The sequence below is a fragment of the Streptomyces sp. NPDC048106 genome (assembly GCF_040706415.1).
In the GTDB taxonomy this organism is placed as follows: domain Bacteria; phylum Actinomycetota; class Actinomycetes; order Streptomycetales; family Streptomycetaceae; genus Streptomyces.
The window spans coordinates 26,321-53,271 of sequence record NZ_JBEZND010000039.1; the positions used below are offsets into that span (position 1 = coordinate 26,321).

The window sequence follows — 26,951 nt, forward strand, 5'->3', positions numbered from 1 at the left end:
GCGCACACCGAACGGTTCGAGACGTTGGCGCCTTTTGCGCATTTTGTTGCGACTCGGGTCATACCGCGGGCAGGGCTGAGTTGACCGGCTTCTGCCAGATCGTGACCAGCCTCTGGCCGTTGCCCGCGACGATCTCGAAGTGCCCGATGGCCCCCGGGGACACGGGGACCGCCCCAAGGATCGTGGTCTCGGGCGGGTACTCCCCCGCCCGCCAGGTGGCGCCGTCCGTTCTGGCCCCGCCGGCCCCGACCGCCTGCAACCGGCAGGTGATCCCGGCGGGCGCCCCCTGGGCACGCACCTGTAGGACGCTGCCCCAGGCAGAGGGCGAGACCTTCACCGAGGCGGAGACGCCGGTGGCGGGATCCTTTCCGGAGAAGGTGCGCAGGGGGGCTGGCGCGGTGGGCCCCGGTTGCCTCGCCTCGCTGCCCACGGATCCGACGCCCGCCAGCCACGCGCCGCCGACGGCTCCCGCGACGAGCATCAGGGAGGCGGCGCCGCCCGCCAGTTGCAGTCGCCACGCCCTTCGGCGGCGGGCTCCGGCCTGTTGGAGCAGCCTCTCCAGCACACCCGGCTCGCCCGCCCGCGGCCCCGCGCTCACGGCGGGCCGCGCAGGCGGGGAAGCCTGCCCGACGCCGGCCGCGCGCGCCACCAGCCGATCGGCCATCTCCCCCTCGGCCGCCGGGGCCGTCCGGCCTGCGGCTTCGGCCTCGGTCACCACGGCCAGCAGCGCCGGCAGTCCCGTCAGCTGCGCGTGTTCCGCCCGGCACTCGGCGCACTCCGCGAGGTGGTCACGCACCTGTTCCGTCTCCGCCGGGGGCAGCTTGCCCAGTACGTAGGCTCCCAGCGCCAGCCGGAGGACGTCGTGCTCCGCACTCATGGTCGCCACCTCCTGCCTGCCACGCTCATGGCTCGATGCCCCGTTCCCGCAGCGCCAGCCGCAGGGCGTGCAGCGCGTAGTACGTCCGCGACTTCACGGTGCCCACCGGGATGCCCAGCACCCGTGCGGTCTCCGCCATGCTCCGGCCCCGGTAGTAGGTCTCCAGCAGGACCGCCCGGTGGTCCGGGGACAGCGTCCGGACGGCTTCGGCCACCGCCCAGCTCTGGAGCGCCTGCTCGATCTCGTCCTCGCCCGGTGTCTGCTCCGCGGCCCGCTCCAACGCCTCGCCGCCGGCCTCGGCCGGCCTGGCCCGCCGGGCCCGGTGGGCGTCGATGACCAGATGCCGGGCGACCGTACACAGCCACGCTCGGGCCGAGCCCCGCGCCGGGTCGAACGCGGCAGGGTGCTGCCACGCTCGCAGCAACGTCTCCTGCACGACATCCTCCGCCCATTGCCAGTCCCCTGACGTCAGCCGAAGCGCGTAGTGGAACAGCGGTCCCGCGTGCTCGGCGTACAGGGTGCGCAGCAGTTCCTCGTCCGTGGTCGAGAGCGTCCCTCGACCATAGACACGGCGCGCGGAGCCATCCGGATCGGTCCTTGAACCACGCTTTCGGGGATTCCAGGACATGACACGATCATTGCGTACATTCGACGCTTTGTCTCGCTACCCCTAGTGCGCTAGCGATCACGGTGCGCAAGTGCCGCGGCGGCATGCGCTCGGCGCATCCCGGAAGAAAAGGCACAAAAACTCTCTATCGGTCGAACCGTGCGCGCCCGCCGCCCGTGAATGCAGACAACAGCCGCCATACGCGGCTCCCCGCGTCCGGCGAACCGCCGTACTCCGTGCTCGATTTCGCTGCACGCAAGGGCATCTTCTCGGCGCACGCGGCCCTACCCCGGAGCGTGCGCTCAGTGGGCAGGCGCCCCGTCTCCACCTCATCCAGCAAGGAACAACACCATGTACCTGAACCCTCGTACGGCAGGCCGACGACCGCGCGCTGCGGTCGGGCTCGCCGTCGCCACCCTCGCCACCGCCGGCGCGCTGGGGCTCCTGAGCGCGTGCGGCCAGTCGTCGCATGCCTCGTCCGCCGGGGCCGGCGCCATCACGCCTGGACGAGGTCAGCACCAGCCGGCCGGGATGCCCGGCGCCTCCGGACCACCAAACGCGGCGGGCGCCACTCCCGGCATGTCGTCCATGCCCGGCATGAGCGGGCCCGCCGGCCCGCCGAGTACGAGGGCGTCGTCCGCACCGGTGACCGGGGGCGCCGTAGCGATCAAGAACTTCGCGTTCTCTCCTGCCACCCTGAAGGTCAAGGTGGGCACCACGGTGACCTGGACCAATCAGGACACCGACGCTCACACCGTGACCAGCGCCAAAGCGGACGGACCCCTGCGTTCGGCCGCCCTGGCCACCCACGCCACCTACAGCCACACCTTCACCAAGCCCGGCACCTACGCCTACCTCTGCACCATCCATCCGTTCATGACCGCCACCGTGGAGGTGACCTCATGACCGAGCACCGCGATCCTCACGACGGAGCACCCGTCGACGACGACTGGAAGCCTGCCGGCAGGTTCGACATGACCCGGCGTCAACTCATGCGGCACGCGGGGTGGTTCGGCGGGGCCGTGGTGCTGACCGTGGCCAGTGGAGAGGTGATCAGCCACATCGCCGACTCCCGGGACCCGCACGCCGGCGCTGCCGCCGAGTCCGCCGCCCTGCCCGCCTCGACGGCTACCGGCGCGCTGCGCTTCGTCCAGGTCTCCGACAGTCACATCGGCTTCCAGGGACCGGCGAACACGGACGTCGCCGGCTCCTTCACCGAAGCGATCAACCAGGTCAACTCCCTGGGATTCAGGCCCGACTTCGTCATGCACAGCGGCGACCTCACGCACCTGTCCACGGCCGGCCAGTTCGACCAGGTCAGGCAGATGATGACCGGCATGCGGACGGATCGCGTCTTCACCGTGCCGGGCGAGCACGACTCCATCGGCGACGCGGGCCGCGCCTACCGGCGAACCTTCGGCGAGGGCACGCTCGGCGACGGCTGGTACAGCTTCGACACCCATGGCGTGCACTTCGTCGCCCTGGTCAACACGCTGAGTCTGGAGAAGCTCGGTCACCTCGGCAACGAGCAGATCGACTTCGTCCGCAAGGACCTCGCGGGCCTGCCGTCGGACACCCCTGTCGTGGTCTTCAGCCACATCCCGCTGTTCGCCATGTACCCCAAGTGGGGCTGGAGCACGGACGACGCGCTGAAGGTCATCGCGCTGCTGCGCCGCTTCTCCTCGGTCACCTGCCTCAACGGCCACGTCCACCAGCTGTTCACCAAAACAGAGGGCAACATCACTTTCCACTCCGCGACCACCACCGCCTACCCGCTGCCCAAGCCGGGCCGGGCCCCCGCCCCCACGCCCCAAGTCGTCCCCGCCCGACGGCTCAAGGACGCACTCGGTATTCGCACCGTCGGCTATCGGCAGGGCGCCCGAGAGCTGGCGGTGAAGGATGAGAGGCTGGCATGAGCACTGGAAGGTTCCTCGCCCCGGCCCTACGCTCGGCGATCGCCGCCACGCTCGCCGCGAGCGGATACATCCATGCTCAGCTCTACATCGACGAGTACCGTTTCATCCGCGTCGTCGGCCCCCTTTTCCTGCTCCAGGCGAGCGTCTCCTTCGCGGTCGCGGCCCTGCTGCTGATCGGGATGCCGCTGCTGCTCAAGGCCGCCGCGGCCGGCGTGGCGCTCGGCGCCCTCGGCGGGTTCACCGCCTCACGCACCGTCGGCGTGTTCGGTTTCACCGAAAGAGGTCTGCAGCCCGCCCCACAGGCTTTGCTCAGTCTCCTGGCCGAAGCCGGCACGCTGCTGCTCCTCGCCGTCTGGCAGACAACCGTGCCGGACGGCGCGGTGCGGTCCGGCCTTCCGTGAGGACACCTCTCCCGGGCCGGGCGCGGCGCATCCGGCAACGCCACACCCCAAGGTCTGAGGCTGATGCTGGCGACTACCCGACGCGGCGCCGCCGCGGCGGCCGCCGGCCCCGCCCCTTGGGCCGCTCCCACGCGCCTCGCGTACGGGATCTCAGGGCTGCCGGGTGTCCGCCGACCGCGGCGCGTGCCGCTGGGCCGGGGGTGCGGGCCGGTGCCCGTCCCGGTCCGGGTGCAGGCACTCGATCTGGTAGTCGCCGGTGCCGGCGTCGATCGTCACGCCGTGCGTCTCGCTGCGGAAACCGGGGAAATGGCGGTCGAAGGACTCCAGCGCGGTGAGGTAGCGCAGGAGCGGGCCGTCGGGAGCGCCGACACGCTCACCGGGCATCAGCACCGGGATGCCCGGTGGCGTGACGGTGACCATCGCGGCCGCGATCCGGCCGGCCGCCTCCGCGATGCGCACCCGCTCGGTGCCGCCCCGCACCAGCCGCTGGTAGCAGTGCTGCGGCGGGAACGCCGGCTCCGGCAACTGCTGGAACGCGGTGTCCAGCAGCTCCACGAGCTGGGCCGAGCGGAGCTGGTCGTGCATTTGTCGGCACAGCTCGCGCAGGGTCAGTCCCTCGTACCGCACCGGGTGGGCGGCGACGGTCTGCGGCAACACCCGCTCCAGTGGTGCGTCGCCGTCGTACAGGGCCTTGAAGTCCATCAGGGCGTCCAGCAGTGTCCCCCATTTGCCCTTGGTGATGCCCATGGAGAACAAGACCAGCGTGGTGTAGCTGTCGGTCTTCTCCACCACGATGTTCCGCGTCGCCAGGTACGCCGTGAGCACGCGTGCGGGGATGCCCTCCTCCCCCATCTCCCCGGTGGGGGTGATGCCGGGGCAGGTCAGGGTGACCTTCACCGGGTCCAGCATGCAGTGGCCCTCGGTCAGCCCCGGGAAGCCGTGCCAGTCGGCGCCGGGTTCGAGCGTCCAGCAGGACGGCTCCGTGCGCAACAGCTCCGGCGGGGCCTCGTCGAAGGGGAGCTCCGTGCCGGTCGCCGGGTCGGTGACCGACTCCGGCTGCCACACGCCGAAGAACCACGGTGGACGGTCCCCGGCGGCCTCGATACGGCGCCGCAGCCGGACCATCTCCTGACGGAACCGGACCGCCTCGGTCACTGCCTCGTCGACCAGCCACTCGCCCTGCGGGCCGTCCATCATCGCGGTCGCCACGTCCAGAGAGGCGATCATCGGGTACAGCGGCGAGGTGGTGCCGTGCATCATCAGCACCTCGTTGAACCGCTCGTGCTCCACCGGCGCCCGCGGCGCGGGTCGCACGTGCACCATCGCCGACTGCGACAGCGCGGCGAGCAGCTTGTGCGTCGACTGAGTCGCGAACACGGTCGGCCGGTCGGGTCCGGGGAACGACGACTCGTGCACCGCCATGCCGTAGCGGCCCGCGTACAGCGGATGGAAGCGGGCATACGCGAACCACGCCTCGTCGAAGTGCACCCGCGGGCTGCTCGCCGCGAGCGCGCGTGCCGTCGGGACCGCGTCGTAACACAGGCCGTCGTACGTCGAGTTGGTGAGCACCGCGTACTGGGGATCCGCCGAGAGCGCCCCCTGGGCCAGCGGGTGCGCGGCGATCCGGGCCGCCACGGACTCCGGTGCCAGCTCGGCCGGTGGCAGCGGCCCGGCCAGACCGTAGCCGTTGCGGGTCGGGACCAGGTAGACCGGGCGGGCCCCAGAGACCACCAGGCCCTGCAATACCGACTTGTGGCAGTTGCGGTCCACGAGGGCCAACTCGTCCCGGGTGACGCTGAAGTGGCCCACCAGACGGTTGCAGGTGGAGTCGCCGTGCAGTACGAAGTACGTCAGATCGGCACCGAAGACGCGGGCCGCGTTGCGCTCCGCCGCCCCGATCGGGCCGGTGTGCTCGAACAGCGAGCCCAACTCCTCCACCGAGATCGACAGATCGCTGCGCAGCAGCCGCTCGCCGAAATAGTCGTGGAAGGCGCGGCCCGCCGGTGACTTCAGGAACGCCACGCCGCCCGCGTGCGCCGGGGTGTGCCAGGAGTACTCATGGGCGTCGTCGAAGCGGCGCAGTGCCCGGAAGAACGGCGGCAGCACAGCCTCTCGATAGGCGCGGGCCGCCGTCGCGATCCGGCCGGCGATGAAGCCCGGGGTGTCCTCCAGCGGCCAGACGTAGCCGACGACCATCTCCGACACCCACAGCGGCAGTTCCCGCACGCCCTCGCCCGCCATCACCAGGAACACCGGAAGGTCCTGGAACCGCCGGCCGACGTGCCGCAGCACCGCCGCCGCGCCGCTCTCGTGCCCCTCCGGCGGGCCCGCGCCCGGATCGCCAGGCAGGTCCCAGGCGATCAGGGCCGCCGCCAGTCCGGCCTCCGTGTGCAGCACCGCCTGCGCGTCCGCGGTGGTCACAGCCCAGCGGACCTCGAAACCCTTCGCCTCGACCGCCGCGCGGATCGCGCGCAGCTGATCGGGCGCGGCCCCCTCCGCACGGGAGTGTTCCCGCACCGCGATCAGGATCCTGCCGTCGGCCATGCCGTCCCCCTTCCGACAGCCCGATGCCGCCCCTGTCAGTGTGCGAGGCGGCCCACGGCGGGCACCGGCACGGGGCACGGCAAACCACCAGAACGACGGAAACGTGTGGTCACCGCATTGACTGCGCCCGAGGGCCTCCACCTCTTGTCGCCGGGAGCGAGTCCAGGAGGCTCTGTGCGGTTTCCAGGTCGTCGCTGTAGGCCGCCTCGCCGAAGGCGAGTATCTGACGGAGGCAGGAGCGGGCTTCCTCGGTCTCTCCCAGTTCGATCAGGGCTTCTCCCAGATGCACCAGCAGTAGGGCCTCCCTGTGGAGGATGTCGATGCGGCTGGACCGGACCTGGGCATCGCGATAGTGGTCGGCTGCCTCCCGCCACCGCCCCAGCGCGGCGTAGTCGAGGCCGAGTCCATGGATCGTGCGGACACGGGAGAGGTCGGCGACGTGCCCGCTCACCGGACAGTCCAGCGCGTCGAGGAAGGCGATGATGCGCTTGTGCTGGGTGAGGGCTTCCTCGGCGCGGCCGAGCAGGCGCAGGGCGCCTCCGCAGAGGCGCATCGCCTGGACCAGTGCCGAGGCCTGTTGGGGACGTCCTTGGCGCGGCGGGCGTATTCGAGCGCTTCGTCGGCCCGCTCGCTGCCCTCGCGGTAGCGACGCTCGCAGGTGCTCAGTGCCCAGGCGTGGCAGTTGAGGTGGAAGGCCCGCAGGTACGGGTCGTCGAGTGCGGCGGCGGCCTGGCTGGACAGGCGGAAGACCCCTGGCCAGTGCCCCCAGAACAGAAGACCCACAGGTCGCAGAACCATTCCATGGCGTCGGCGGTCTCCACGACCTGGGTGTGCTCACCCCTGTGTGCGGCGCCGCGCAGTGCGGCGAGCCAGGCGGGGGCTTCGCTCTGGAGCCAGGTCCGGGCCTGCTCGGCGGTGTCCAGCGGGACCTGGCCCTGCCAGGAGGACGGCGGTGCGCCGTACCCGGGCTTGTACCAGCGGCCGGCGACCACGGCGGTGTCCAGCAGCCAGGTGCGCAGCCGGTCCTCGGCCGCTTCCCGCTCGTCGGGTGTCTCTTCCCTGGACAGGCGCGCGCGGGCGAACAGCCGCAGCAAGTCGTGCAGTTGGTAGCGGCCGGTGAAGGTCGCCTGGAGCGGACCGGTCTCCACCAGTTCCTCCATCACGTCCTCCGCCTCGAACAGGCCGGTCGCGCTCAGGGCCGCGCCGTAGGCGGCGGTCATGTCCGGCCCCGGGACCAGGCTGAGCAGCCGCAACAGCCGCGCGGCCGCCCGGCGCCGCATCAGGCACGCTAGCCAGCTCTGCGGGGCGGCCTCTTTCCTCGCGGCGGCCCTGCCCTGTTCCGCTACTGCACGACTGGTCCGAACTGGGGCACGCGGGCGCGAAACAGCGGTGCCGTGTCGGCGGGTGGCCCCGGCCGACACGGCACCGCTGGGTTCATCTCACCGGGTCGTGAGTGCCACGTTCACCGGCGGGATGGTGTACGGCGTGTCAGTGACGAACGCCAGCCGGGCCTGGTTCGTGCCCGGGGTGGACGTCGCGGAGGCGTCCGTGCGCACCTGGACGGTCACGGTCTTGCCGGCCGGGACGGTGATCCGGGTCCGGGACGTCGAGAGCCATCCGACGTCCGAGCCGGTGGCGCACGCGTCCTGCCCCGGCAGTGCCTCGGCGTACGGCGCCGCCATGGCGGAGGAGAGCCCGCCGCCGACGCGTGTCAGACCGCAGGCCGCGCCGCCGCGGAAGAGCGCGTACGTCGCGTTGGGCAGTGCCGACCACACACCCGTGGCGGGGTCGAACTCCTCCGCCCGGTTGGTGGCGTCGTAGGTGGCGACGCCGCCGACCATCTGCAGCTTCCCTCCGGCGCCCGCATAGCCCATCCCCCAGGTGGGGACCGGCATGTCGGTCAGGCGCTTCCAGGTGTCGGACCCGGCGGCGTACTGGTACGTCGCGCCGGTCGGGTCGTTCGTCACCGGCCCGATGCCGCCGGCGCAGACCAGACCGTCGCCCGACGCCGCGCAGCCGAGCAGCACCTCGTCCTGCGGGTAGTCGGCCAGGCGCGTCCAGGCGTCCGTGCGCGGGTCGTACCGGTAGACGGACGACCCGGTGTCGCAGACGAAGGTGGAGCAGCCCCCGACGACGTAGAGGCGGCCGCCCACGACGGCCGCGGCCGCGTCCGTCGCCGGTGCCGGCATGTCCGCCACGTGGGACCAGGAGTTCTTGGCCGGGTCGTAGACGTACGTCGTCGACGTCGGGTCGCCCTGGGCGTCCCAGCCGCCGGTGACGTACAGCTTCCCGTTGACGAACCCGCCCATGGCGTTCTCGCGTGCTTGCGGCATGGGGGCGATCGCTCGCCACTTCCCGGCGGACGGGTCGTACGCGGCTCCGTCGGCCGTGATTCCCGAGTCGGCGAAGCCGCTCACCGAGTAGACGGTCCCGTCGTGCTCCGCCACGACGTTGTCCATGATCGGCGTGGGGTAGTCCGGCAGGTCCGACCACGCCGGGTTCACCGAGGCGTCCTTCGGCGGCAGCGCTCCGGCGTCGGTCACGTGGCCGGGACCGAAGGGGCGCGAGGACGCCTTGACCTTGGTGTGCTTCAGCGGCGCTCCGGGCGATGTGTCCTGGTGTTTACCGCCCTGAGGGGTGAAGCCGCGGTCCTGCTCCACGATGTTCACCGTCGCCGGGCCGGTGCCGGTGTTGGTCAGCGTCAGGGTGTTCGTCTGCGAGGTCTTCGAGGAGCCGTTGCCGGAGCGCACCGAGATCGATGCCGGTCCGGCCGTCACCTGCCCGGCCCGCAGCGCCCAGTCCTGGTCGACGACCGCGTGGGCTCGGGGGGTGACCTTGGCCGTGGCAGTGGTGTAGTGGCGACCGGCCGCGGTCGTCGACCGGCCGTCGGTACCGGGAGCGAAGAGCCAGTAGAAGCCGTCTCCGAGCGCCGGGTCGTCCTTCGTGGTCCGGGTGACGGCGGGAGTGCCGCCCGGCATCGAGACCTCGGCGCCCGTCAGCGGACCACCGGTGTTCGCGTCCGTGACCTGGCCGGCGACGAGGCCGCCTGCCACCGGGTCGCACGAGCGCGACCCGGCGAAGACGTTGTCGATCTCCCAGTAGTTGTCGTAGTCCCCGACGAACCGGAAGCGGACCTTTACGTCCGACTTCCCGGCCGCCTGCGGGACGGGCACCGAGATCTGGCCCTGGACCGTCGTGTCCGGCGCCGTCCAGACCTTCTGCCAGGTGGCGCCGCCGTCGAGGCTGAGCTCGACGTAGCCGGCCTGGGTGCCGAAACCGGGGTTGAAGTAGTAGGTGTCGAAGCCGATCCGCGGCTGCGTCTGGTGGGTGAAGTCCAGCTTGGGGGTCACCAGGCTGGTGTCGTGGGCGGCCGGGTGGTACCAGTCGTCGACGATCGCGAACTGGCCGCTCCCTCCGGTCAGGTTGCCCTTCTGACCGGGGTCGTCGAAGACCCACGTCTTGCCGTTGCCGGCGTCGTCGGTGACCGACCAGCCGTCCCGTTCGGCCGACCAGCCCTCGAAGTCGGTGCCGGCGCCGCCGTAGGTGTAGCCGTAGCCGGCGGCGGTGCAGGTCGAGGGGTCGACGCCGAGCCCGATGTCGTGGGTGATCGTGCCGGAGCCGGAGCCGAGGTCGACCGTGGCCGTCGCGGTGTGGTAGCCGGGCATGTCGACCGGCGCCGCGCTCAGCGTGTACGACGTCCCCACCGGCAGTCGCAGGCTGTACCGCCCGGTGAAGGGGTCGGTGAAGGCGGTGCCGTTCGGGTCGCCCTTCACGGTGATCTTGGCGTAGACCGGCCAGCCCTGCCCCGAGGCGTCGTGAACGGTGCCGCTCACGGTGCGGGTCGCCAGTTTCCTGAGATCGGCGGTGCGAGTGACGCTGTCGCCCGCCTTGACGGTCACCCCGTCGAGAGTGCCGCCGTCGTACCCGAAATCGGAAACCGTCATCCGGTAGGTGCCCGCCGCGACCGCGACGTCGTAGCGGCCGTGTGAGTCGGTGACGCCGTGGAAGGCGTAGCCGTCGGGGCCCGTGAGGGTGACCGTGGCGCCGGGGAGCGCCTTGTGGTCCGCGGTGACCTTGCCCGTGACGTCGGCGGACGGGCCGAGCGTGAGCGCGGAGACGCCGTTCGGCGTTCCGACGCCGGTCGGGCCGTCCCAGCCGGGACCGGCGGTGCACGAGTTGTCGCCGCAGTTGTCGTTGGTGCCGTCGGTCACGTCGTGGAGCGAGGCCTTCTCGCGGTAGACGTAGCTCGCCGGGTAGGTGCCGGGCACCGCCGGGCCGGCGAGTGCGTACATCGCGGCGACCAGCGGCGAGGCCAGGGAGGTGCCGCCCCACTGCGCCCAGCCGTCCTGGCCGAGGGTGTTGTAGACGGCGAGACCGCTTTCCGAGTCGGCGTCGGCGGCGACGTCGGCGGTCGCCCGGTTGCCGTGGCACCCGGTCGCGATGTCCTGCTGGAAGCCGGGCGCGGGCTCGTACAGCGAGCAGCCGCTGCCCCCGCTCGCCCAGGCGGTCTCGGTCCACCCGCGCGGCGAGGACGAATCCTTGTTCAGGGTCGTACCGCCGACGGCTATGACGTCGGGGGCGGTCGCGGGATAGCTCTGTACGTGGCCGGAGTCGCCGGTCGAGACCGTGACGGCTATGCCCGGGTGGTCGTAGTAGTGGTCGTAGTACGACTCGTACGGGAACTCACCGTCCACGCCGTACGAGTTCGAGATGGCCGCGGCGCCCAGGCGGGCCGCGGTGTCCACCCCCTGCCCCAGGTTCGGCGAACCGTTGTTGTCCGCCTGCACCAGAAGGATGTGGCAGCCGGGGCAGGCCGCGGAGACGGCGTCGAGGTCGAGCGCGGTCTCGATGGACCAGCCGGGGTCCTCGGTGGGGTAGTCCGTGCCGCCGCGCTGGTCGACCTTGGTGAAGCAGCCGTTCTCCGTCGTACAGGCGGGAAGGCCGTAGTGGGCGCGGAAGACGGCCAGGTCGGACTCCGCGCTGCCGTAGCCGAACGCGTCGACGATGGCGACGGTGCGGCCGTCGCCGCCCGACGGCAGGTCGTACGCCTGCTTGATGTCGGCGGGCCCGAGCGAGGTCGGCAGCGGCTCGTCGTCCTGCTGCACGAGCCGGCCCTTCGCGTCGGCCAGACCGTCGGCGAAGCAGCGTGCGTGCGAGGTGCCGTTGCCGTCGTCACCCTGACCGGTGTCGTGGCCGACGTTGCAGCCCGCCGGCACGGCGTACTTGCCAGGTGTGGGCCGTGCCGCCGCGTGGGCGGGCGGTGGTGGTGCGGTGGCGGCCGCAGGCACGGCCGCTTCGGCCGCGGTGCCGTCGGCCGCGTGGGCGGTGGTCGGCAGGACCACCGCGGTCGCGGCTGTGATGAGCATCACCAGAGCCGCTGTCGACGAGCGGAGCGACGGGTGTGTCGTCCTTCTGCGTCGTCGAGTCGGTGAACGCATGTGCAAGGGCTCCTATCTCGGATCCCACCATGTGTCAGTTATCTGTCACGTCACGGGGATTGGCGGGATCCTGTCAGACGGTAGACTCGGCCGACAATCTTTTCCGGGTGCGGGTTCCTGTCACCTGTCAGCTTTCTGACGTGCATTGATGATGAGGGGTCACCATGTGGGAGGCGGTGGGCATCTCCGGCGTCGACGCACTGGCGTACGAGGCCCTGGTGCGGCGAGGCAGGAGCGAGGCCGAGACCCTCGCGGCCGATATCGCGTTGTCGCGGACCCAGACGACCCGGATTCTGGGGCGGCTGGTCGAGCGCGGGCTGGCCACCAGGTTGCCCGTCAGCCCTGTCCAGTACGTCGCCGTGCCTCCGGATGTCGCGGCGAGCTCGCTCATCTCGGAACGCCAGCGGGAACTGATGCAGTTGTGGGCCCACGCGCAGCAACTCGCGACCGAGCAGGCGGCGCTCGACCGGGACGCGCCCGATCCCGCCTCGCTGATCGAGATCGTCGACGGTGCGGTCAACGTCCAGAACGCCGTCATACGGCTCCAGCGCACCGCGAAACACCAGATCCGGGCGCTCGACATGCCGCCCTATCTCGACCACCCGGTGGCCGGCAATCCCGAGCAGTTCAGCCAGGCCGAGGAGCGCTGCCTGGTGTACCGCGTCGTCTACCACCCGTCGGCCCTGGAGATTCCGGGCCGCCTCGACGACGTCTGGCGGCGCATCCAGCACGGCGAGCGCGCGCGGGTCTCCGGGCGTGTGCCGATGAAGATGGTGCTCTGCGACGACCAGCTCGCGTTGATCCCGATCTCACGGCGAGCGGTGGCCGACGCGGCCTACCTCGTGCGGCCGTCGTCCATGCTCGACGCCTTCAGCGAGCTCTTCGAGGCGATCTGGGATCGGGCGGTCTCCTTCAACCGGCTCAAGCGGGCCGACGGCGAGGCCGATCGACCCGCCGTCGCCGGTGAGCTCCTGAGCCTGCTCGCGACCGGGGCCACCGACGAGACGATCGCCCGGACGCTCGGCTGGAGTGTGCGGACGGTCCACCGCCACATCCACAAGATGATGGCGGAGACGGGGGCCGAGACCCGATTCCAGGCCGGGATGGAAGCCGTACGCCGCGGTTGGATCTGACCCCCGTCCGGTGTTCTGCGCGGTGGAGGCGGGTCAGGGGAGCAACCGGTCCAGGAAGGTGTTGTGGAACACCCGGTGCGGGTCGAGCTGGTTGAGGTCGCCGGCGGCCGTCTCCCACACCGTGTCGCCGAAGGCCGCGGGCAGTTCCGTGCCGATGACCTGATCGTCGCTCCAGGCGGCGGTGTCGGTGTACGCCCAGCCCTTGGACCACTCCACCCTGGTCAGGGCGGTGTCCCCGGCGTACCTCTGGAAGAGGAACTGTTCCAACTCCCGCAGGAACGCCTCCGCGTGCGGTGTGCCCGGCAGGGTCGTGACGTCCATCCACACGGCCGTGTCCCACTCGGGGTGATCGTCGCTGGGCCGGAGCGCGGACAGCAGCGGGGCCTGCGCGCCGGGCAGGCCGGTGTCGGCGGGACGGTCGAGGCCGGTGACGCGGACGTCGAACTGGCCGTTCACCGGGAACTGCCCGCGGGCGGCGTACGTGTTGAGCAGCTCGCTGTAGTGGCTGGTGAACTCATGTACGACCAGCTGCACTTGGGACCTGGTGGTGAGTACCGTGAAGCCGGCCGTCGTGAAGCGCAGCGTGGTCGGTCTGAGGTACAGCAGGGTGTTCTTGGACGTGCCCCAGATGTCCGCGGAGGCGGTGGCGGCGAGTCCGAGGTTCGTCGCGGTGTACTCCGCGGCGCCGAGGAGCGGTGCCAGGTACCAGGCGGCGTCGGCGATGACGCGGTCGACGAGATCCGCCACGGTCTGCGGGATGTTGTCGGAGAAGGGGTAGTTGTAGGGCTGCGTCACCTGGCGCGATCCCGGCGGTCTGGTCGGGGACAGGGTCCACGTCTTCAGCCACGGACGGTCGGTGAACGCGAACCAGACCGCCTCGGCCCGCCCGGAGGCGTCCAGGAAACTCGCGAGCGTCCGTCCTCCGCTGCCCGGCGCAGCGAACAGTTCGGAGGCCGGGATGTCGGTACGGCTGACGCAGCGCAGCCGCTGGTTGGCGCCCACCCGGAGCACGACCTCGGTGACCAGGGAGCGCCCGAGATGGGCGAGGAGCGCGGCGCACTCGGTCTCGTCGCGGTCGAACGTACGCAGGGTGTACTCGCCGCTGTTCTCGTCCCAGACCACCGCGGTCAGCGAGACGATCACGTTGGAGAGGGATCCGTAGGTGTGCCCGGGAGCCGGCTGCTCGCCGAGGGCGGGGACCGCGGTTCCGTGGGCGTCGATGGCGAGCGCGCCGCCGAGCGTGATGTCACCGGTGGCGGGTACGGCGGTGAAGCCGAGGTCTTGCTCCTCCAGTCGGGCGAGCAGCGCTTCCATGGTGATGCCGGTGCCGGCCCGCACGGTGGCGGGCTCGGTGGACGCCACGGTCACGTCGGTGAGGTGCCCGGCGGTGTCGACGAGGAGGACCGGTGCGTCCGACGGCGTGTGGTCCGTGATCGTCAGCGGTGACCAGCCGTGCGAGGATCCCCGCGCGCGGACGGTCCAGCCTTGCCGCCAGGCCCAGTTGACGACTTCGACCACCTGGTCCGGGTCGGCCGGTGCGCAGGCCCACAGGCCCTCGGCGGTGATCTCGTCGGCCCAGTTGCGGTACACCGTGCGATACAGCTCGACGTCGGGCGGGAAGTCCGGGAGTTGAGCGGCGGCCACCGCCGGGTCGGGTCTGACGATGCCGATGGTGGCGGCCAGCGCGGCGGCACCGGCCAGGAACCGTCTGCGGGAAGGGGACGCGGGGTTCGTGTCGGGCTCGGGCGAGGAGGTGCTCGTGTCCGGGGGGTATGCGTCGTCAGTCATGGAATCACCCTCAGGGCGCACTTGGCAGCGGACGTCTGGCGTGCCGATGCCAGCCTATGAGGTGATGGTCCGTCAGCGCTGCCGGACGTACCGCTTCCGCGTCCTGTCCCGCTATCTCCTCGCCGCTGACCGACGGCCTGCTGGGGGGCTCAGCCGTGTGTGCTCCTCCAGCTGGTCGATAGGGCAGGCGCCGGCCTCCGTCGAACGCGCTGGACCGTATCGTTTGCGTCCTCCTACCACGGTTGGGCCGGGGAGCCGTCAGCCTCCAGCCCGAATCGCCTCAAGTGCTCCGCGCCTTCCGCGTCTCCGGCCTGCTCACGCATCCGTGCCAGTCCCTGGAGAGCCGTGAGGTGTCCGGCATCCACGGCTCCGCGGTACAGCTGTTGTGCGCCATGGGTGTCCCCGGCCCGTTCCAGCCGCTCCGCCCGTTCCTCCAGTGCTCGGGGATTCGTCACGACGAAGGTCTCGGCAGCCGGCTCGGGCGTCCATGGCGCACGCAGGTCCCTGGCCAGTTCGTGTATCCGCGTCAGTGCCTCCATGGGCCCCGTGTATCCGGCGTCGGCGGCCTGCTGCGCGAACCGTTGTGCGCCATGGGAGTCACCAGACCGCTCGCGCCGCTCTGTCAGCTCCTGCAGAGCCCAGACACCGAGGGCCCGTCGGTAAAGCCGGCGTGCGCCGTCGGTGTCCCCTGCCCGCTCGCGCAGTTTTGCCAGCGTCCTCATCGCTTGCGTATCACCGGCGTCAGCGGCCTGCCCGTACAGACGTTCCGCACTTCGGATGTCCCCGGCCTGCTCGCGCAGTTCTGCGAGTTCCCGCAGCGCCGCGACGTCTCCGGCGTGGGCCCCCCGCTGGTACAGGTCCGCCGCGATGCGGTAACGACTTCTGTACCGGGCCGACACCGCACAGCGGCGCAGGTCTTCCACGCCGGCGGCGTGATCCCTGACGGCGGTCCAGAAGGACCCCGGCGGGAAGGCGTAATGACGAGTCTCGCGGGCGTGGTGGTCGAGATAACCGGCGAGGCGGTACACGTCCGGGAGGGCGCCCATGCCGTCCGGGTTGGCGACGGGTTCCAAGGCCGCGGCTACGCCCTTGACTTTGGTCCGCGCGTATTCGAGGGCGTCGGCGAACCAGGTGCCGGGAGCCGCAGCCCGCTGATCCGCGGTGAGGTAGCCGGGGGCGGCGGCCCGCAGAAGCGCGGACGGCAGGGGGGAAGTGTGACCGAGGCGGCGGGCGTCCATGGCCGCCGTGATGATGGCTTTGCCGTATGTGCCTTGGGGGCCGGCGGCGTGCTCGTAGTGGTCGACGAGTTGGGGGCCGACCGCGAGCGTCTGGGTGATCCTTCCGCCAGTGCTGGCGCGCGCGGCCGTGGCCAACGAGCGGTCGCGGCTCACACGAGGGTCCGTGAGGGCCTGGGCGGTGAAGAATGCCGGGACGTCTACCAGTTTCGCCTGGCCGAGCAGGGCGCGGGCGTGGCGGTGTGTGTCCCTGTCGGGCTGCGGGGTGGCGGTGGCGGTCAGGCTCCGGTGGTACTCGGGCCACAGCGTGCAGATGATCACGACCGGTCCGGGGGTTTCCACTCGGCTGTGCAGCGCGGCGGCCGCCGCCTCTCCATCGGTACCGGTGAGGTAGTTCTGGGCTTCGTTGAGCCACAGGACGGTGCGCGGGGCGAGGGCATCGGCGTCGAGCAGGGCCAGGAGCCTCTTGGCAGTCTTCGGGAAGACCAACTGCCAGTCGTCCAGGCAAGCGCGGACGGCGTCGAAAGCGGTACGGGTCTTGCCCACACAGGACTCTCCGCGCACCACCACCAGCGTCGGCTGCCCCTCGGCGGCCGCCTTGGCCAGGTGGTTGCGCAGCCGCCGGTCGTGGTCACGTTCGAGGTACTCCGGGAGCACGAACGCGCTGTCGCCGTCGTGCGGGTTGGCGCCGTGGATGGCGGGGTGCACGCCGAGTTGCTGCGCAGTCCACGAACCGACAGGCCGGGGGGTGTCCAGTGCACTTTCCCGGTATCCGGGAAAGATCTGGATGAATCGCTCGATACGGCCGGCGGCGACGCCGTTGTGATCGGCGGAGACGCTGGTGCTGGTCGCGCCGACGGGCCGGGGGGTGGCTCCGGGTGCGGTCAGCCCTGGGGCGCCCCCGGCTGCGGAGGGTTTCCCAGGCTCACATCCCCCATGTTCCAGGCCGCGGCGGAGCCGTGGTCGGAGCGGATGTCCACGTTCCCGCCGACGGCCGCCCCGCCATCGCCTGCTGACAATCCGCTGGATGGGCGACTCACGCTCTGCATCCGCTCGACCGCCCGGTTCAGGGCCTCGCCGAAGCCGGGATCCTGCTCCGCGGCGTCCTCCAACGCAAGCTGCACCCGTTGCCGGGTACGGACGCTGGGACCGTCCTGTCCCGCCCGTGCCTCCTCGGCGAGTCGGTGCAGTGCGGGGTCCTCGCCGAGCTTGCGGCTGACCAATTCGTGGAGTTGGTCCATCGCGCCGTCGAGCGTGCGGTCGACCTCCCCATCGGCCCGCCCCGCTACCCGCTTCGCCTTGCGGACCAGCCAGGCGAACATGTACCCGACCGCGATCTCTATGCCCGTCATCCGCACCCCCGGAACCGTCACTGACGACGAATCAGACGGTACCCTGCCGGACCGGGGACGAAAGCGGGCCGGGCGCCAAAGCGTACGCAGACGGCGAAGTCCGCTTCGCCGGAGGAAATCTCAGTCGCTCGCGCCGAGAGTCTGCGCAAGTGCGTCGAGGGTCACGTCGACGACGGCGCGCAGCCGCTCCATGCTCGTTCCGGCTCTGCTCATGACGGCGAGGGACTGGTTCACGGCCGCGAGGTGGGTCGCGAAGGACTCGGCCGCCTCGTCGTGCAGTCGGCCGGCCTTCAGCGCGGCGTGCAGCCGGGTGTGCTGGAAACCGATCGCCTCCCGGGCACGCGCCGCGACGCTCGCGCTCAGCACTGGGGTCGCCATGACAGTTTGGGCCACCAGGCATCCGTCGGGCAGACCGGGGTCCGCGATGCGTTCCAGGGTGACGTCGAAGAACGCCCGCGCGGCCGCCAGGGGCCGGTCGGCGGCGCAGGACAACGCGGCGTCGTACTTGTCTCCGTAGCGCGTGGTGTAGCGCTCCAGGCAGCGCATGAAGAGCGTGTCCTTGTCGCCGAGGGAGTAGTAGATGGAGCTGCGGTTGAGCCCGGTCGCCCGGGACAGGTCGTCCACCGACGTGTCCGCGTAGCCGGCCCGCCAGAACTGGATCATCGCGGCGTCGAGCGCCGTGGCGATGTCGAACTGCTTCTTGCCTGCCATGCCGGCACCTCCCTCGTGCTCTGCCTTCTCAGGGGAGACCATCATCCCATCTTGAACTGATCAGTTCAAGATGGGTTAGGGTGAAGGCGTGCTCGTCGTGGCGTCCTCGGGCGTCGACGGGTTGTTCTCTCCGCCGGCTCCTGCGTTGCTGCGCGCCGGCACACCGGGCAGCACCTTCAGCAGACCGTCCGCACACCTCACACCAGTGGAGGAGAATCATGAACGCCCCAGCAAGCACCCCCCGCGGCTCCGGCAACCCGGTCCGCGACCTGCCGCTGCCCGACCTGGCCGGATTCACCCACCGTTGGGTCGACGCGGGCGGCATCCGGCTTCACGCGGTTGAGGGCGGCCGGCCGGACGGTCCGGCCGTCGTGCTGCTGGCCGGGTTCCCGCAGACCTGGTGGGCATGGCGCAAGGTGATGCCGAACCTGGCCGACCGATTCCACGTCATCGCGATTGACCTGCCGGGCCAGGGCCACTCCGAACGCCCGGACGTCAGCTACGACACGCACACGGTCGCCGCGCACGTCCATGCCGCGGTCGAGGCGCTCGGAGTCCCGACATACTGGCTGGTCGCCCACGACATCGGCGCGTGGGTCGCCTTCTCCCTCGCCTTGAAGTACCAGAGCCAGTTGCGTGGCCTGGCACTGCTCGACGCCGGCATCCCGGGCATCACACTCCCTGACGCCATTCCGACCGACCCCGAGCTGGCGTGGAAGACCTGGCACTTCGCCTTCCACCTCGTGCCCGACCTGCCCGAGGCACTGCTCGCCGGCCGCGAACGGGAGTACGTCGGCTGGTTCCTGAAGGTCAAGACCCTCTCCTCCGACACCTTCGACGACGCCGAAATCGAGCAATACGCCGCGTCCGTGGCCGCCGAAGGCGGCCTCCGTGCATCCCTGGCCTACTACCGGGACGCCGCCGTGTCGGCGCGGAAGAACCACGAAGCGCTGGAGCATCAGCGCCTGACGGTCCCGGTTCTCGGGATCTCCAGCAGCCACGGCTCCATCCCCGACATGGCAGCTTCCATCAGGCCGTGGGCCGACCACGTCACCGGGATCGTCGTGCCGGACGCAGGACACTTCATCCCCGACGAACAGCCCGACGCCGTCGCTGCCGCGCTGACCGGCTTCATCACCGAAGACGATTGAGACTCGGCGGAAGCAAGTGTGAGTACTTGTGGTTGGGATAGCCAGGCTGGTCGCGGGCTCGCTGGGCGGCTATGGCCGCGGCTGTGTGAACAACTCCTGTTTGCTCCGGCCGCGCAGCGTCTTGCGGGCGCACCAACCTGCGGTGCAGCATCAAGATCCCGTTCGTCTGCTCCCCCGCCCAGCTCTTGGGGCACGACCCGTCACAGACGCTCAGCCAGGCGCGCCGTACAAGGGGACGGTGGCACCGCTCACTTCTTCAGGATTCCCCTGTTGCCCAGGCCGCCGTACATGTTGACCTTGTCGCCGTAGTGGTACTCACTGTGGCTGAAGTGGACGCTCTCCACCCACGTGTGGAGTTCCTTCTCCGGGTTCTCGACGGCCTCCACGATGGCGCCGACGAGCCCCCGGAGCTTTTCCCCCGGTCCGGCAATGTCACCAGCGCGCTCGCGGCGCCGGACGTGTCGATGGCCAGCGCGTACTTGCTTGGCGAGGTCAGCACCTTCACGAACCATGCGAAGAGCGCGACCACCACGACGAGGCTGATGCCCCGCAGCTCCGGCTCCACGTTCGCGACCCACAACGCGATGGCACTCCCGAGCACGCAGTACGAGAAAGCCCTCCAGCGCTTGGGCCTGAACTCGGCGGTGTAGACCCTCACGATGTTCTGCAGTGGATACGCGGCCTCCCCCAGCCAGAGCAGCCGCTTGCTCACCCGCAGGTCGACGCTCTTCCCTTCGGGCGGCGGCGCCGACGGTATCGACGGCGGCCCCAGGTCCCCTTCGTCTCCACAAGTCCCCCGTGAAAAGGGGGAGGGAGCCGTTGCCTGCTCCGCCGAGGCCGGCTCGACGCCCCCAGACCCGGAACCGGCAGGTGACCGCCGAGCGCTCAGCCGCGGCGGGGCTGTCGTCCGATGGCTTCCGCGGCCTGCGAGGAATGCGCCTGCTGTGGGGCAGCCGCGTCCAGCAGGAGCAGGGCGTCATAGTCGGGGCTGCCGGGTTCGGCGGTGTAGACGCCGATGCGCTGACCCGGAGTGCCTTCGATATGCAGCGACTGCGAGGTGAGGGTGACCGTTCCGACGTGCGGGTGATGGAAGGTCTTGTGGGCGGGCTTGCGGCCGGTGACCTCGTAGCGTTCCCACAGGCCCGCGAAGTCCGGGCTTTTGAGGAGGAGTTCGCCGACGAGGTTGGTGAGGTCGGGAGCGTCCGGTGCGGTGCCTGCGATGGCGCGCAGGCGGGCGACGCACGCGGTGATCTGGCGGTCCCAGTCGGGGAAGAGGTCGCGGGCCGCGGGGTGGAGGAAGAGGTAGCGGGCGAGGTTGCGGTGCTTGGCCGGCCAGTCCTCCAGGCCGGCGCACAGGGCCAGGCCGCCGGGGTTCCAGGCCAGCATGTCCATGCTGCGACTGATGACGTACGCCGGGTTCGGGCGCAGTGATTCGAGCAGCAGCTTCAGGTGGGGGCGCACGGTGCGGCTGGGCGCGGGCGGGGGCTCGGCGACGTAGCGGGCCGCGCGGGCGGCGAGCTCACGCAGGTGCTGGTGTTCCTGGTCGTCCATGTGCAGGGCGCGGGCGAGCGAGTCGAGGACTGCGGGGCTGGGGCGGGTCTCCTTGCCACGCTCCAGGCGCACGTAGTAGTCGATGCTGATGCCGGCGAGCGTGGCCAGCTCCTCGCGGCGCAGGCCGGGGGTGCGGCGGATGCCGGTGCCGACGGTGAGCCCCACGTGTTCGGGGCTGGTCTGGGTACGGCGGGCGCGCAGGTACCGGCCCAGCTCGGCGCCCTCGCTGTGCGCGCTCGTCGATGCCATGGCTCCAGTCTCACCCGCCCTGCCCCTGCCACGCAGGGTCGAGGGGGGCCCTGTCATTACCCCCGAAGGGCCCGCCCTGCCACACGGGCGCGATCCGGGCGAAGGTGAACGAGGAAGACGCCGTCCCCTTGCCCCGCCCGGCTCTGACCGGCATGGCCTGCCGGGCCGGGCGAGAGCGGGGGGCGGGCAACGCCACCAACCGGAGAGGGCGAGATGCGGTACATCAAGCTGCGTGACCTGGAGGTTTCCCGGATCGGTCTGGGCGCGATGGGCATGTCCCACGGCTACACCGGCTCGGGCACCGATGACGCGGAGTCGATCCGGACCGTGCACCGGGCGCTGGAGCTGGGCGTCACGCTCATCGACACCGCGGAGATCTACGGCCCCTACACGAACGAGGAGCTGCTGGGCCGGGCGCTGAAGGGACGCCGGGACAAGGTGGTACTGGCCACCAAGTTCGGTCTGGTCTCGCACGGCGGCGACGGCTCGTGGAACCTGGACTCCAGCCCGGCCAACATCCGCACCGCGGTCGAGGGCTCCCTCAAGCGCCTCGGCACCGACCACATCGACCTGTACTACCAGCACCGGGTGGACCCGAACACTCCGATCGAGGAGACCGCCGGTGCCGTGGGCGAGCTGATCGCCGAGGGCAAGGTGCGTGCCTTCGGCCTCTCGGAGGCGGGCCCGGACACGATCCGCCGCGCCCACGCCGTCCAGCCCGTCACCGCCGTCCAGTCCGAGTACTCGCTGTTCACCCGCGGGATCGAGGAGCGCGTGCTGCCCGTCCTGCGGGAGTTGAACATCGGCCTGGTGCCGTTCTCCCCGCTGGGTCGCGGCTTTCTGACCGGCACCATCCGTTCCGCCGACCAGTTCGACAAGGACGACTTCCGGCGCGACAACCCCCGCTTCACCGGTGAGAACTTCGAGCACAACCTGGTGCTCGCCGACGAGGTCAAGGCCCTGGCCGCCGAGGTCGGCGCCACCCCGGCGCAGGTCGCGCTGGCCTGGCTGCTCGCCCAGGGCGACGACATCGCCCCGATCCCCGGCACCAAGCGCGTCAGCCGGGTCGAGGAGAACACCGCCGCCGACGCCCTCACGCTCACCCGCGAGCAGCTCCACCAGCTCGGCAACCTGCCGCCCGCCGCCGGCGACACCCACACGGAGGCCCAGGCCCGGATGCTCGAACGCTGACAGCCGTCACGACCCAGCACGACCCCCGCACGACCCCCGTTTGGAGTAGCACCCTCATGCGTGCAGCAGTGATGTACGGAGCCGGCGACGTCCGCGTCGAGGACCGGCCCGACCCGAAGATCGTCCACTCGACCGACGCCGTGGTGCGTACGCTCGCCGCCTGTCTGTGCGGCAGCGACCTGTGGCCCTACGCGTCGATGCCCGCCACCGGCGCCGGCCGCCCCATGGGGCACGAGTTCCTCGGCGTCGTCGAGGAGACCGGCGCGGACGTGACCGGTCTGAAGGTTGGTGCCCTGGTCGTCGCACCGTTCACCTACAGCGACAACACCTGCGACTACTGCGCCAGGGCCCTGCACATCTCATGCCGCAACGGCGGACGCTACGGCTTCGACGGCGTGGACGGCGGGCAGGGCGAAGCCGTCCGCGTCCCGCATGCGGACGGCACCCTGGTGAAGCTGCCGGTGGCCGCCGACTCCGCGCTCCTGCCGTCCCTGCTGGCCCTCGCGGACGTGATGACCACCGGCCATCACGGCGCCGTCACCGCAGGCGTCGGCCGCGGCGACGCGGTGCTCGTGGTCGGGGACGGCGCGGTCGGCCTGTGTGCGGTGATCGCCGCCAAACGGCTGGGAGCCGAACGGATCGTGCTCGCCGGCCGTCACGAAGCCCGCACCACGCTGGGCCGGCACTTCGGCGCCACCGACGTGGTCGCCGCGCGCGGCGAGGAGGGCATCGCCCGCATCCGCGAGCTGACAGGCGGCGTGGACAAGGTGATCGAGGCCGTCGGCACTCGCCAGGCCCTGGACACCGCGCTCGGCGCGGTCCTGGACGGCGGCACCATCAGCCGCCTCGGCGTCCCCCAGTACGAGGAAGGCCCGATCGGCCCGGCCGCCTTCATGCGCAACATCACCCTGACCGGCGGCGCCAGCCCCGCCCGCGCCTACATCGAGGAGCTGCTCCCCGACGTCCTGGACGGCACCATCGCCCCCGGCCGCGTCTTCGACCACACCTTCCCCCTCGACCGGACCCCGGACGCCTACCGGGCCATGGCCGACCGCCAGGTCCTCAAGGCCCTCATCCACCCCTGATCCCCAACTCCCCTGCCACGCAAGTAATCAGCAGGACGAGCGCCGCCACCGAGATGCGACGATCTCGGCGACCCCGCTCAGCCCGTCGTCGGCCTCCATCGCCGAGCCGCCCAGGTCGACGGTCAGGCCCGCCTCGCGCGCCTGCTCGGCGGCCTGCTCCATCGCGCTGCGGCTGGCGTCGGTGACGGCGTCGGAGGCCACCTTGTAGGTGACGCTCGCGTACGCCGTCGAACCGTCCTTGCTGACCGCCCCCGATGTGAAGGCGTCCGCCACACCGGCCACCTGCGAGCCGCCACCCAGCGCCTCCACCGTCTCCACGATGGCCTGCCGGTTGTCGCTCGCGGTCACCTTCTGCCCGTGCGGGGCCACGAAGACGACCGTGGCGCCGGCACTGTCGGCGGTGGCCCCGGGGAAACGCTCCTGCATCAGGTCGTACGGCTGCTGGGACTCGATCCCCGGCATCGAGGAGTCATCAGGGGTCTTCGTATCCGTCTCCCGACAGCCGTTCCAGGCTCACTCGGGAGACCCGCCCCGTCGTCATGCGGCTACGGACACCGCCATGTACTGCAACCGCAGCAGTGACTACTGAGATCGCAGTACGGGTCCGGGAGGGGAGGGTGCGCCCGCGAAGTCGTCCACGTGCTCACGGTGATCGGGCCCATCAGGAGGACTCCCAGTTCTCTGTGTCCCAGTAGCCGTCGTGGCGCACGCAGCCTCCGTCGGCGACGATCAGTCCCTCGCCGGCACGTCGGCCGGGGCTCAGCGACAGCGCGACGCCGTGGTCGTCGGTGGTGCGGATCGCTTGCAGGCCGGTCGCTTCACCGGTGACCGGGTCCGTCCCCGGCCCCGTCGTCACCTTCCACCCCCGCTCGGACCACCGCCTGCGAAGGCCGGCGACCGCCACCCGGTACCCGGCGTCGCCGTCCTTGAAATCCGGGGCCCAGGAGACGGACGGCTGGTCCCGGCTGATGTCGTCCCCGTCGACACCGAGGTCGTCCACGCAGGACGTGCCGGCGCTGGACTTTTCAAGGATCACCGAGTCCGGATCCGAGCCCAGGAAGCGAACCGCGTCCTCGCCGGCGGCCTCCGTGTCGCGTACGTGTTCCAGGAACTGCGCCTCGGAACGGACTGGGCCGCCTCGCACGGCGACGCAGACCACGACGAACCTTGTGAGGAGGAGCACGACAACGGCCCCGGCAACGGACAGCCCCAGGACCCTGAGTCGACGGCGGAAACCGGGAACGGCGGAAGGAGTCGGCGTCATGCAGCCATCCAAACGCCGCCACCCGGGCCGACGGCACCGTCGTCCTACTCAGTCTCGTACTCAGATGGGCCGGAGTGCCCGGAGAGTCCCCGTCTTTCACGGATCTCCCAGCGGATCCGTAGCCGTCGGGAGCCGTGGATCCCGGTGTGCGTGCTCCAACTCCCGTAGCTGACGGCCTGGAAAACAGGGTGCGGTCGGCTGAGCTGGGGTGATAGGTAGGCGATGTGACAGAGAGTCTTGAGTATTCCGCCCTGCTGCAACTGATCGACGAGCGGTCGGCCGCGTTCCGGAGTGCGGTTGCCGCCGCGCCCAGCCTTGACGCGCCGGTGCCGTCCTGCCCCGAGTGGACGTTGTTCGATCTGGTGCGGCACCTGGGTACGGGCCAGCGCTGGTGGGCCGCAATCGTCGCCGCGGGCCCGGCCGAGGCTCCGCCGGCCAAGGATGCCGCAGAAGTGCCGCGCGACCTTGATGCACTGCTGGCCTGGTACACGGAGTCGAACGAGCTGCTGCTGAGTACGCTGCGCGAGGCCGGCCCGGAGCGCGAGTGCTGGGCGTGGTGGCGCGCCGGCGTGTCGCCGGCGAATGCCCGGGGCGTTGCCCGGCGCCGGGTGCACGAGGTTCTGGTGCACACCTACGACGCCCAGCTCGCCGCAGGCGCCGTGCAGCCGATGCCGGCGGACGTCGCGATCGACGGCGTGGCCGAGTTTCTCGACACCTGCAACTCCACCCCGGCGGCCTGGCCGCACGAGCCCGCCACCATCCACTACCACGCCACCGAGGGCCGCTCCTGGCTCCTCACGCTGGACGGCACCGGCGCCTGGCCCGCACCCCTCACGGACGACGCCGCGCCCGCCTCCGCATCGGCCACGGGCACGGCCGAGCAACTGCTCCTCTTGGTCTGGGGCCGCCTCACGCTGAGCGACCTGAAGATCGAGGGCGACCAGCAGGTGTTCGAGCAGCTGATCGCCTGGGAGCCCGAGGAATAGCCAGTCAATACCGCCAGCGGACAGCCTCGATGATCAACGACGTCGCTGAGTACGCCATCACGGCCATGGCCCCTGGGCGAGTGCACCCCGACTGAGTCCCATCCTGAGAACGGATCGTTGGGATGCCCCAGCCGGGAGGAAGCTGGACGCTGCGCTCAGCGTCCGGGGCGGCTGAGTGAAGACAGGCCCCACAGTTCGGCGATGCGCCCGTTCCGCACCCGGAAGATCTCCATCATCGAGGGGAGGGGCAAAGCCTGCCCCTCGGCTTCCGCCGGGATGCCGTGCAGGCTCGTACGGACTGCGGCTCTGTCTGCGTCCACGAGCATGTCCTCGACGACGACCTGAATGTCCGGGAACAAGGCGTGGAGCCCGCTCCACGCCTTCACAACGCTGTCGACGCCAACGGTCCCCAGGGGGTGGCTCACGAAGTCGGCGGAGAAGATCGTCGTTGCCGCGGTGAGGTCACGAGCGTTGAACGCCTCATACATGCGCTGCGCCAGAACTCGTACGTCGTCTGTCATCTCACGCTTCCTGTCCAGGACTTGGAGTGGATCAGCTTATGGGACGGGCAGCAGCGAACCTCGGCGAGATACCGACCCAGGCGAAGACAGCGCAGGGCTTCGGCCCGACCAACTCGGTAGGCGGCGACACGGCAGGAGGCCGTGAGGATCGCGTCGTCGACGACGAGGCTGAGGCGCCGAGCAGTGGTTCTGCATGTGATCCCCGGTCGTACTGTTCAGCCTTCTGAGCCGGCACTTCTTCCCTCGCAAGTCCTGCCGCTGCCAACTGCCAACTGCCAGCTGTCCGTATCTCCGGGGGATCGCCTAACCTGCCGCATGAACGGCACCAGGAATGCCGGGCATCAGGATCGGAGTGGGTGACGATGAGCGTGGACTTCTTCTGGCGGCGTGTGCCCGGCAAGTCGTTGGACGAGCTCTCGCCGAAGGAACTGGGCGCGCTCGTGCCGCACTGGTTCGATCCGGAGTTCAAGCCACTCTGCAAGGCGGGCACGGTGATGGCCGTGGAGCGCAACGGCTGCTTGATGCACTTCGCGTTGACGGCTGCTCGATGGTCGGCGGATCAGCCGCACCTACGCGAAGCTCATCACGGCCGCTACCGCCGCCGGCGGCGCCGGGTGGTTCATCGCTCGCTCCTGCGGCCAGGGCCTGGCAACGGCCTCCTGGACGCCGGCGCTTTCGCTGGCCGCCGGTGGTATCGCCATGGGCCTTCTGTTTCTGCTCTTTGCGCGGATCTTGCGGATCGGGGAGCTGCGCAGCTTGCCGGGGCTGGGCTGAATTCGGCGTCAGCGGGCGCGTTCGGTCGCCTGGCCAACCAGGGGGCCCGGTCACCAGGGTCTCGTCGCCACCTCATGACCGGTCATCGGTCGACGCAGGCCGGCGCGGCTCGTAGCCTCTCGCTGTGCCCGCATCCCTAAACCTCCAGTCCTGGCAGCAAGTGAATTCCCGCCAGGA

The 26,951-nt window shown here is 70.7% G+C and carries 23 protein-coding genes and 1 pseudogene; 9 read left to right on the top strand and 15 right to left on the bottom strand.

The window, feature by feature from the left end; genetic code table 11:
* Positions 1-58: 58 nt before the first annotated feature.
* Together AB0927_RS31130 and AB0927_RS31135 are read right to left on the bottom strand one after the other, a co-directional pair.
* Positions 59-877: a zf-HC2 domain-containing protein gene (locus AB0927_RS31130; protein WP_366671113.1), complete on the bottom strand. Its 819-nt coding sequence runs from the start codon at positions 875-877 to the stop codon at positions 59-61.
* Positions 878-902: 25 nt separating this feature from the next.
* The gene (locus AB0927_RS31135) at positions 903-1,505 is read right to left on the bottom strand and encodes a sigma-70 family RNA polymerase sigma factor (RefSeq protein ID WP_366671114.1); all 603 of its coding nucleotides are present in this window, start codon (positions 1,503-1,505) and stop codon (positions 903-905) included.
* Between the two features lie 330 nt (positions 1,506-1,835).
* Between AB0927_RS31135 and AB0927_RS31140 the strand changes: the two genes are divergently transcribed.
* From AB0927_RS31140 to AB0927_RS31150, 3 genes are read left to right on the top strand one after another with little or no spacing between them, the layout of a single operon-like run.
* Complete coding sequence (locus AB0927_RS31140) at positions 1,836-2,390, top strand: plastocyanin/azurin family copper-binding protein (RefSeq protein WP_366671115.1); 555 nt, start codon at positions 1,836-1,838, stop codon at positions 2,388-2,390.
* Positions 2,387-3,400: a metallophosphoesterase gene (locus AB0927_RS31145; protein ID WP_366671116.1), complete on the top strand. Its 1,014-nt coding sequence runs from the start codon at positions 2,387-2,389 to the stop codon at positions 3,398-3,400. The genes AB0927_RS31140 and AB0927_RS31145 overlap by 4 nt, the downstream gene beginning before the upstream one ends.
* The gene (locus AB0927_RS31150; protein WP_366671117.1) at positions 3,397-3,801 is read left to right on the top strand and encodes a hypothetical protein; all 405 of its coding nucleotides are present in this window, start codon (positions 3,397-3,399) and stop codon (positions 3,799-3,801) included. Before AB0927_RS31145 ends, AB0927_RS31150 begins: the two co-directional genes overlap by 4 nt.
* A gap of 150 nt (positions 3,802-3,951) precedes the next feature.
* Here AB0927_RS31150 and AB0927_RS31155 read toward each other — a convergent pair whose 3' ends face one another.
* The 4 genes from AB0927_RS31155 to AB0927_RS31170 form a co-directional block, all read right to left on the bottom strand.
* The gene (locus AB0927_RS31155) at positions 3,952-6,345 is read right to left on the bottom strand and encodes an Orn/Lys/Arg decarboxylase N-terminal domain-containing protein (protein WP_366671118.1); all 2,394 of its coding nucleotides are present in this window, start codon (positions 6,343-6,345) and stop codon (positions 3,952-3,954) included.
* A gap of 109 nt (positions 6,346-6,454) precedes the next feature.
* Entirely contained in the window at positions 6,455-6,898 is a 444-nt protein-coding gene (locus tag AB0927_RS31160) for a tetratricopeptide repeat protein (RefSeq protein ID WP_366671119.1), read from the bottom strand.
* 109 nt (positions 6,899-7,007) lie between these two features.
* The gene (locus AB0927_RS31165) at positions 7,008-7,625 is read right to left on the bottom strand and encodes a hypothetical protein (RefSeq protein WP_366671120.1); all 618 of its coding nucleotides are present in this window, start codon (positions 7,623-7,625) and stop codon (positions 7,008-7,010) included.
* A gap of 159 nt (positions 7,626-7,784) precedes the next feature.
* The gene (locus tag AB0927_RS31170) at positions 7,785-11,711 is read right to left on the bottom strand and encodes a carboxypeptidase regulatory-like domain-containing protein (RefSeq protein WP_366671154.1); all 3,927 of its coding nucleotides are present in this window, start codon (positions 11,709-11,711) and stop codon (positions 7,785-7,787) included.
* A gap of 236 nt (positions 11,712-11,947) precedes the next feature.
* Between AB0927_RS31170 and AB0927_RS31175 the strand changes: the two genes are divergently transcribed.
* A complete protein-coding gene (locus AB0927_RS31175) occupies positions 11,948-12,916 on the top strand; it encodes a helix-turn-helix domain-containing protein (protein ID WP_366671121.1) in 969 nt (322 codons plus the stop codon).
* A 33-nt stretch (positions 12,917-12,949) separates the two neighbouring features.
* Here the strand turns inward: AB0927_RS31175 and AB0927_RS31180 are convergent, their stop codons facing one another.
* The 4 genes from AB0927_RS31180 to AB0927_RS31195 all read right to left on the bottom strand — a co-directional run bounded on the left by AB0927_RS31180 (position 12,950) and on the right by AB0927_RS31195 (position 18,002).
* Positions 12,950-14,704 (bottom strand): cholesterol oxidase substrate-binding domain-containing protein, encoded by a 1,755-nt coding sequence (locus AB0927_RS31180; RefSeq protein ID WP_366671122.1) that lies wholly within the window; start codon positions 14,702-14,704, stop codon positions 12,950-12,952.
* A 233-nt stretch (positions 14,705-14,937) separates the two neighbouring features.
* Positions 14,938-16,647, bottom strand: coding sequence for a hypothetical protein (locus AB0927_RS31185; protein ID WP_366671123.1), 1,710 nt, complete (start codon positions 16,645-16,647; stop codon positions 14,938-14,940).
* Positions 16,648-16,823: 176 nt separating this feature from the next.
* Positions 16,824-17,291 (bottom strand): hypothetical protein, encoded by a 468-nt coding sequence (locus AB0927_RS31190; protein ID WP_366671124.1) that lies wholly within the window; start codon positions 17,289-17,291, stop codon positions 16,824-16,826.
* A gap of 120 nt (positions 17,292-17,411) precedes the next feature.
* Entirely contained in the window at positions 17,412-18,002 is a 591-nt protein-coding gene (locus AB0927_RS31195) for a TetR/AcrR family transcriptional regulator (RefSeq protein ID WP_366671125.1), read from the bottom strand.
* 218 nt (positions 18,003-18,220) lie between these two features.
* Between AB0927_RS31195 and AB0927_RS31200 the strand changes: the two genes are divergently transcribed.
* Entirely contained in the window at positions 18,221-19,153 is a 933-nt protein-coding gene (locus AB0927_RS31200; RefSeq protein WP_366671126.1) for an alpha/beta hydrolase, read from the top strand.
* A 478-nt stretch (positions 19,154-19,631) separates the two neighbouring features.
* Here AB0927_RS31200 and AB0927_RS31205 read toward each other — a convergent pair.
* A pseudogene (locus tag AB0927_RS31205) lies at positions 19,632-19,865 on the bottom strand (DUF6232 family protein); the annotation flags it as partial.
* A 173-nt stretch (positions 19,866-20,038) separates the two neighbouring features.
* Positions 20,039-20,953 (bottom strand): helix-turn-helix transcriptional regulator, encoded by a 915-nt coding sequence (locus tag AB0927_RS31210; RefSeq protein ID WP_366671127.1) that lies wholly within the window; start codon positions 20,951-20,953, stop codon positions 20,039-20,041.
* Between the two features lie 213 nt (positions 20,954-21,166).
* Between AB0927_RS31210 and AB0927_RS31215 the strand changes: the two genes are divergently transcribed.
* Together AB0927_RS31215 and AB0927_RS31220 are read left to right on the top strand one after the other, a co-directional pair.
* Complete coding sequence (locus AB0927_RS31215) at positions 21,167-22,144, top strand: aldo/keto reductase (RefSeq protein ID WP_366671128.1); 978 nt, start codon at positions 21,167-21,169, stop codon at positions 22,142-22,144.
* Positions 22,145-22,200: 56 nt separating this feature from the next.
* Positions 22,201-23,229: an alcohol dehydrogenase catalytic domain-containing protein gene (locus AB0927_RS31220; RefSeq protein WP_366671129.1), complete on the top strand. Its 1,029-nt coding sequence runs from the start codon at positions 22,201-22,203 to the stop codon at positions 23,227-23,229.
* A gap of 27 nt (positions 23,230-23,256) precedes the next feature.
* Here the strand turns inward: AB0927_RS31220 and AB0927_RS31225 are convergent, their stop codons facing one another.
* Positions 23,257-23,691: an MMPL family transporter gene (locus tag AB0927_RS31225; protein WP_366671130.1), complete on the bottom strand. Its 435-nt coding sequence runs from the start codon at positions 23,689-23,691 to the stop codon at positions 23,257-23,259.
* 199 nt (positions 23,692-23,890) lie between these two features.
* Entirely contained in the window at positions 23,891-24,412 is a 522-nt protein-coding gene (locus AB0927_RS31230; protein ID WP_366671131.1) for a hypothetical protein, read from the bottom strand.
* Positions 24,413-24,717: 305 nt separating this feature from the next.
* Between AB0927_RS31230 and AB0927_RS31235 the strand changes: the two genes are divergently transcribed.
* Complete coding sequence (locus tag AB0927_RS31235; protein ID WP_366671132.1) at positions 24,718-25,479, top strand: maleylpyruvate isomerase family mycothiol-dependent enzyme; 762 nt, start codon at positions 24,718-24,720, stop codon at positions 25,477-25,479.
* 155 nt (positions 25,480-25,634) lie between these two features.
* Here AB0927_RS31235 and AB0927_RS31240 read toward each other — a convergent pair whose 3' ends face one another.
* Entirely contained in the window at positions 25,635-26,000 is a 366-nt protein-coding gene (locus AB0927_RS31240; protein WP_366671133.1) for a nuclear transport factor 2 family protein, read from the bottom strand.
* Positions 26,001-26,356: 356 nt separating this feature from the next.
* Between AB0927_RS31240 and AB0927_RS31245 the strand changes: the two genes are divergently transcribed.
* Positions 26,357-26,914, top strand: coding sequence for a hypothetical protein (locus AB0927_RS31245; RefSeq protein ID WP_366671134.1), 558 nt, complete (start codon positions 26,357-26,359; stop codon positions 26,912-26,914).
* Positions 26,915-26,951 lie beyond the last annotated feature (37 nt).

Excerpts from the sequence above, each read along its gene's own strand:
- AB0927_RS31130 (WP_366671113.1), bottom strand. The coding sequence starts at position 877 with ATGAGTGCGGAGCACGACGTCCTCCGGCTGGCGCTGGGAGCCTACGTA.
- AB0927_RS31135 (WP_366671114.1), bottom strand. The coding sequence starts at position 1,505 with ATGTCCTGGAATCCCCGAAAGCGTGGTTCAAGGACCGATCCGGATGGC.
- AB0927_RS31140 (WP_366671115.1), top strand. The coding sequence starts at position 1,836 with ATGTACCTGAACCCTCGTACGGCAGGCCGACGACCGCGCGCTGCGGTC.
- AB0927_RS31145 (WP_366671116.1), top strand. The coding sequence starts at position 2,387 with ATGACCGAGCACCGCGATCCTCACGACGGAGCACCCGTCGACGACGAC.
- AB0927_RS31150 (WP_366671117.1), top strand. The coding sequence starts at position 3,397 with ATGAGCACTGGAAGGTTCCTCGCCCCGGCCCTACGCTCGGCGATCGCC.
- AB0927_RS31155 (WP_366671118.1), bottom strand. The coding sequence starts at position 6,345 with ATGGCCGACGGCAGGATCCTGATCGCGGTGCGGGAACACTCCCGTGCG.
- AB0927_RS31160 (WP_366671119.1), bottom strand. The coding sequence starts at position 6,898 with ATGCGCCTCTGCGGAGGCGCCCTGCGCCTGCTCGGCCGCGCCGAGGAA.
- AB0927_RS31165 (WP_366671120.1), bottom strand. The coding sequence starts at position 7,625 with ATGCGGCGCCGGGCGGCCGCGCGGCTGTTGCGGCTGCTCAGCCTGGTC.
- AB0927_RS31170 (WP_366671154.1), bottom strand. The coding sequence starts at position 11,711 with ATGCTCATCACAGCCGCGACCGCGGTGGTCCTGCCGACCACCGCCCAC.
- AB0927_RS31175 (WP_366671121.1), top strand. The coding sequence starts at position 11,948 with ATGTGGGAGGCGGTGGGCATCTCCGGCGTCGACGCACTGGCGTACGAG.
- AB0927_RS31180 (WP_366671122.1), bottom strand. The coding sequence starts at position 14,704 with ATGACTGACGACGCATACCCCCCGGACACGAGCACCTCCTCGCCCGAG.
- AB0927_RS31190 (WP_366671124.1), bottom strand. The coding sequence starts at position 17,291 with ATGACGGGCATAGAGATCGCGGTCGGGTACATGTTCGCCTGGCTGGTC.
- AB0927_RS31195 (WP_366671125.1), bottom strand. The coding sequence starts at position 18,002 with ATGGCAGGCAAGAAGCAGTTCGACATCGCCACGGCGCTCGACGCCGCG.
- AB0927_RS31200 (WP_366671126.1), top strand. The coding sequence starts at position 18,221 with ATGAACGCCCCAGCAAGCACCCCCCGCGGCTCCGGCAACCCGGTCCGC.
- AB0927_RS31210 (WP_366671127.1), bottom strand. The coding sequence starts at position 20,953 with ATGGCATCGACGAGCGCGCACAGCGAGGGCGCCGAGCTGGGCCGGTAC.
- AB0927_RS31215 (WP_366671128.1), top strand. The coding sequence starts at position 21,167 with ATGCGGTACATCAAGCTGCGTGACCTGGAGGTTTCCCGGATCGGTCTG.
- AB0927_RS31220 (WP_366671129.1), top strand. The coding sequence starts at position 22,201 with ATGCGTGCAGCAGTGATGTACGGAGCCGGCGACGTCCGCGTCGAGGAC.
- AB0927_RS31225 (WP_366671130.1), bottom strand. The coding sequence starts at position 23,691 with ATGCCGGGGATCGAGTCCCAGCAGCCGTACGACCTGATGCAGGAGCGT.
- AB0927_RS31240 (WP_366671133.1), bottom strand. The coding sequence starts at position 26,000 with ATGACAGACGACGTACGAGTTCTGGCGCAGCGCATGTATGAGGCGTTC.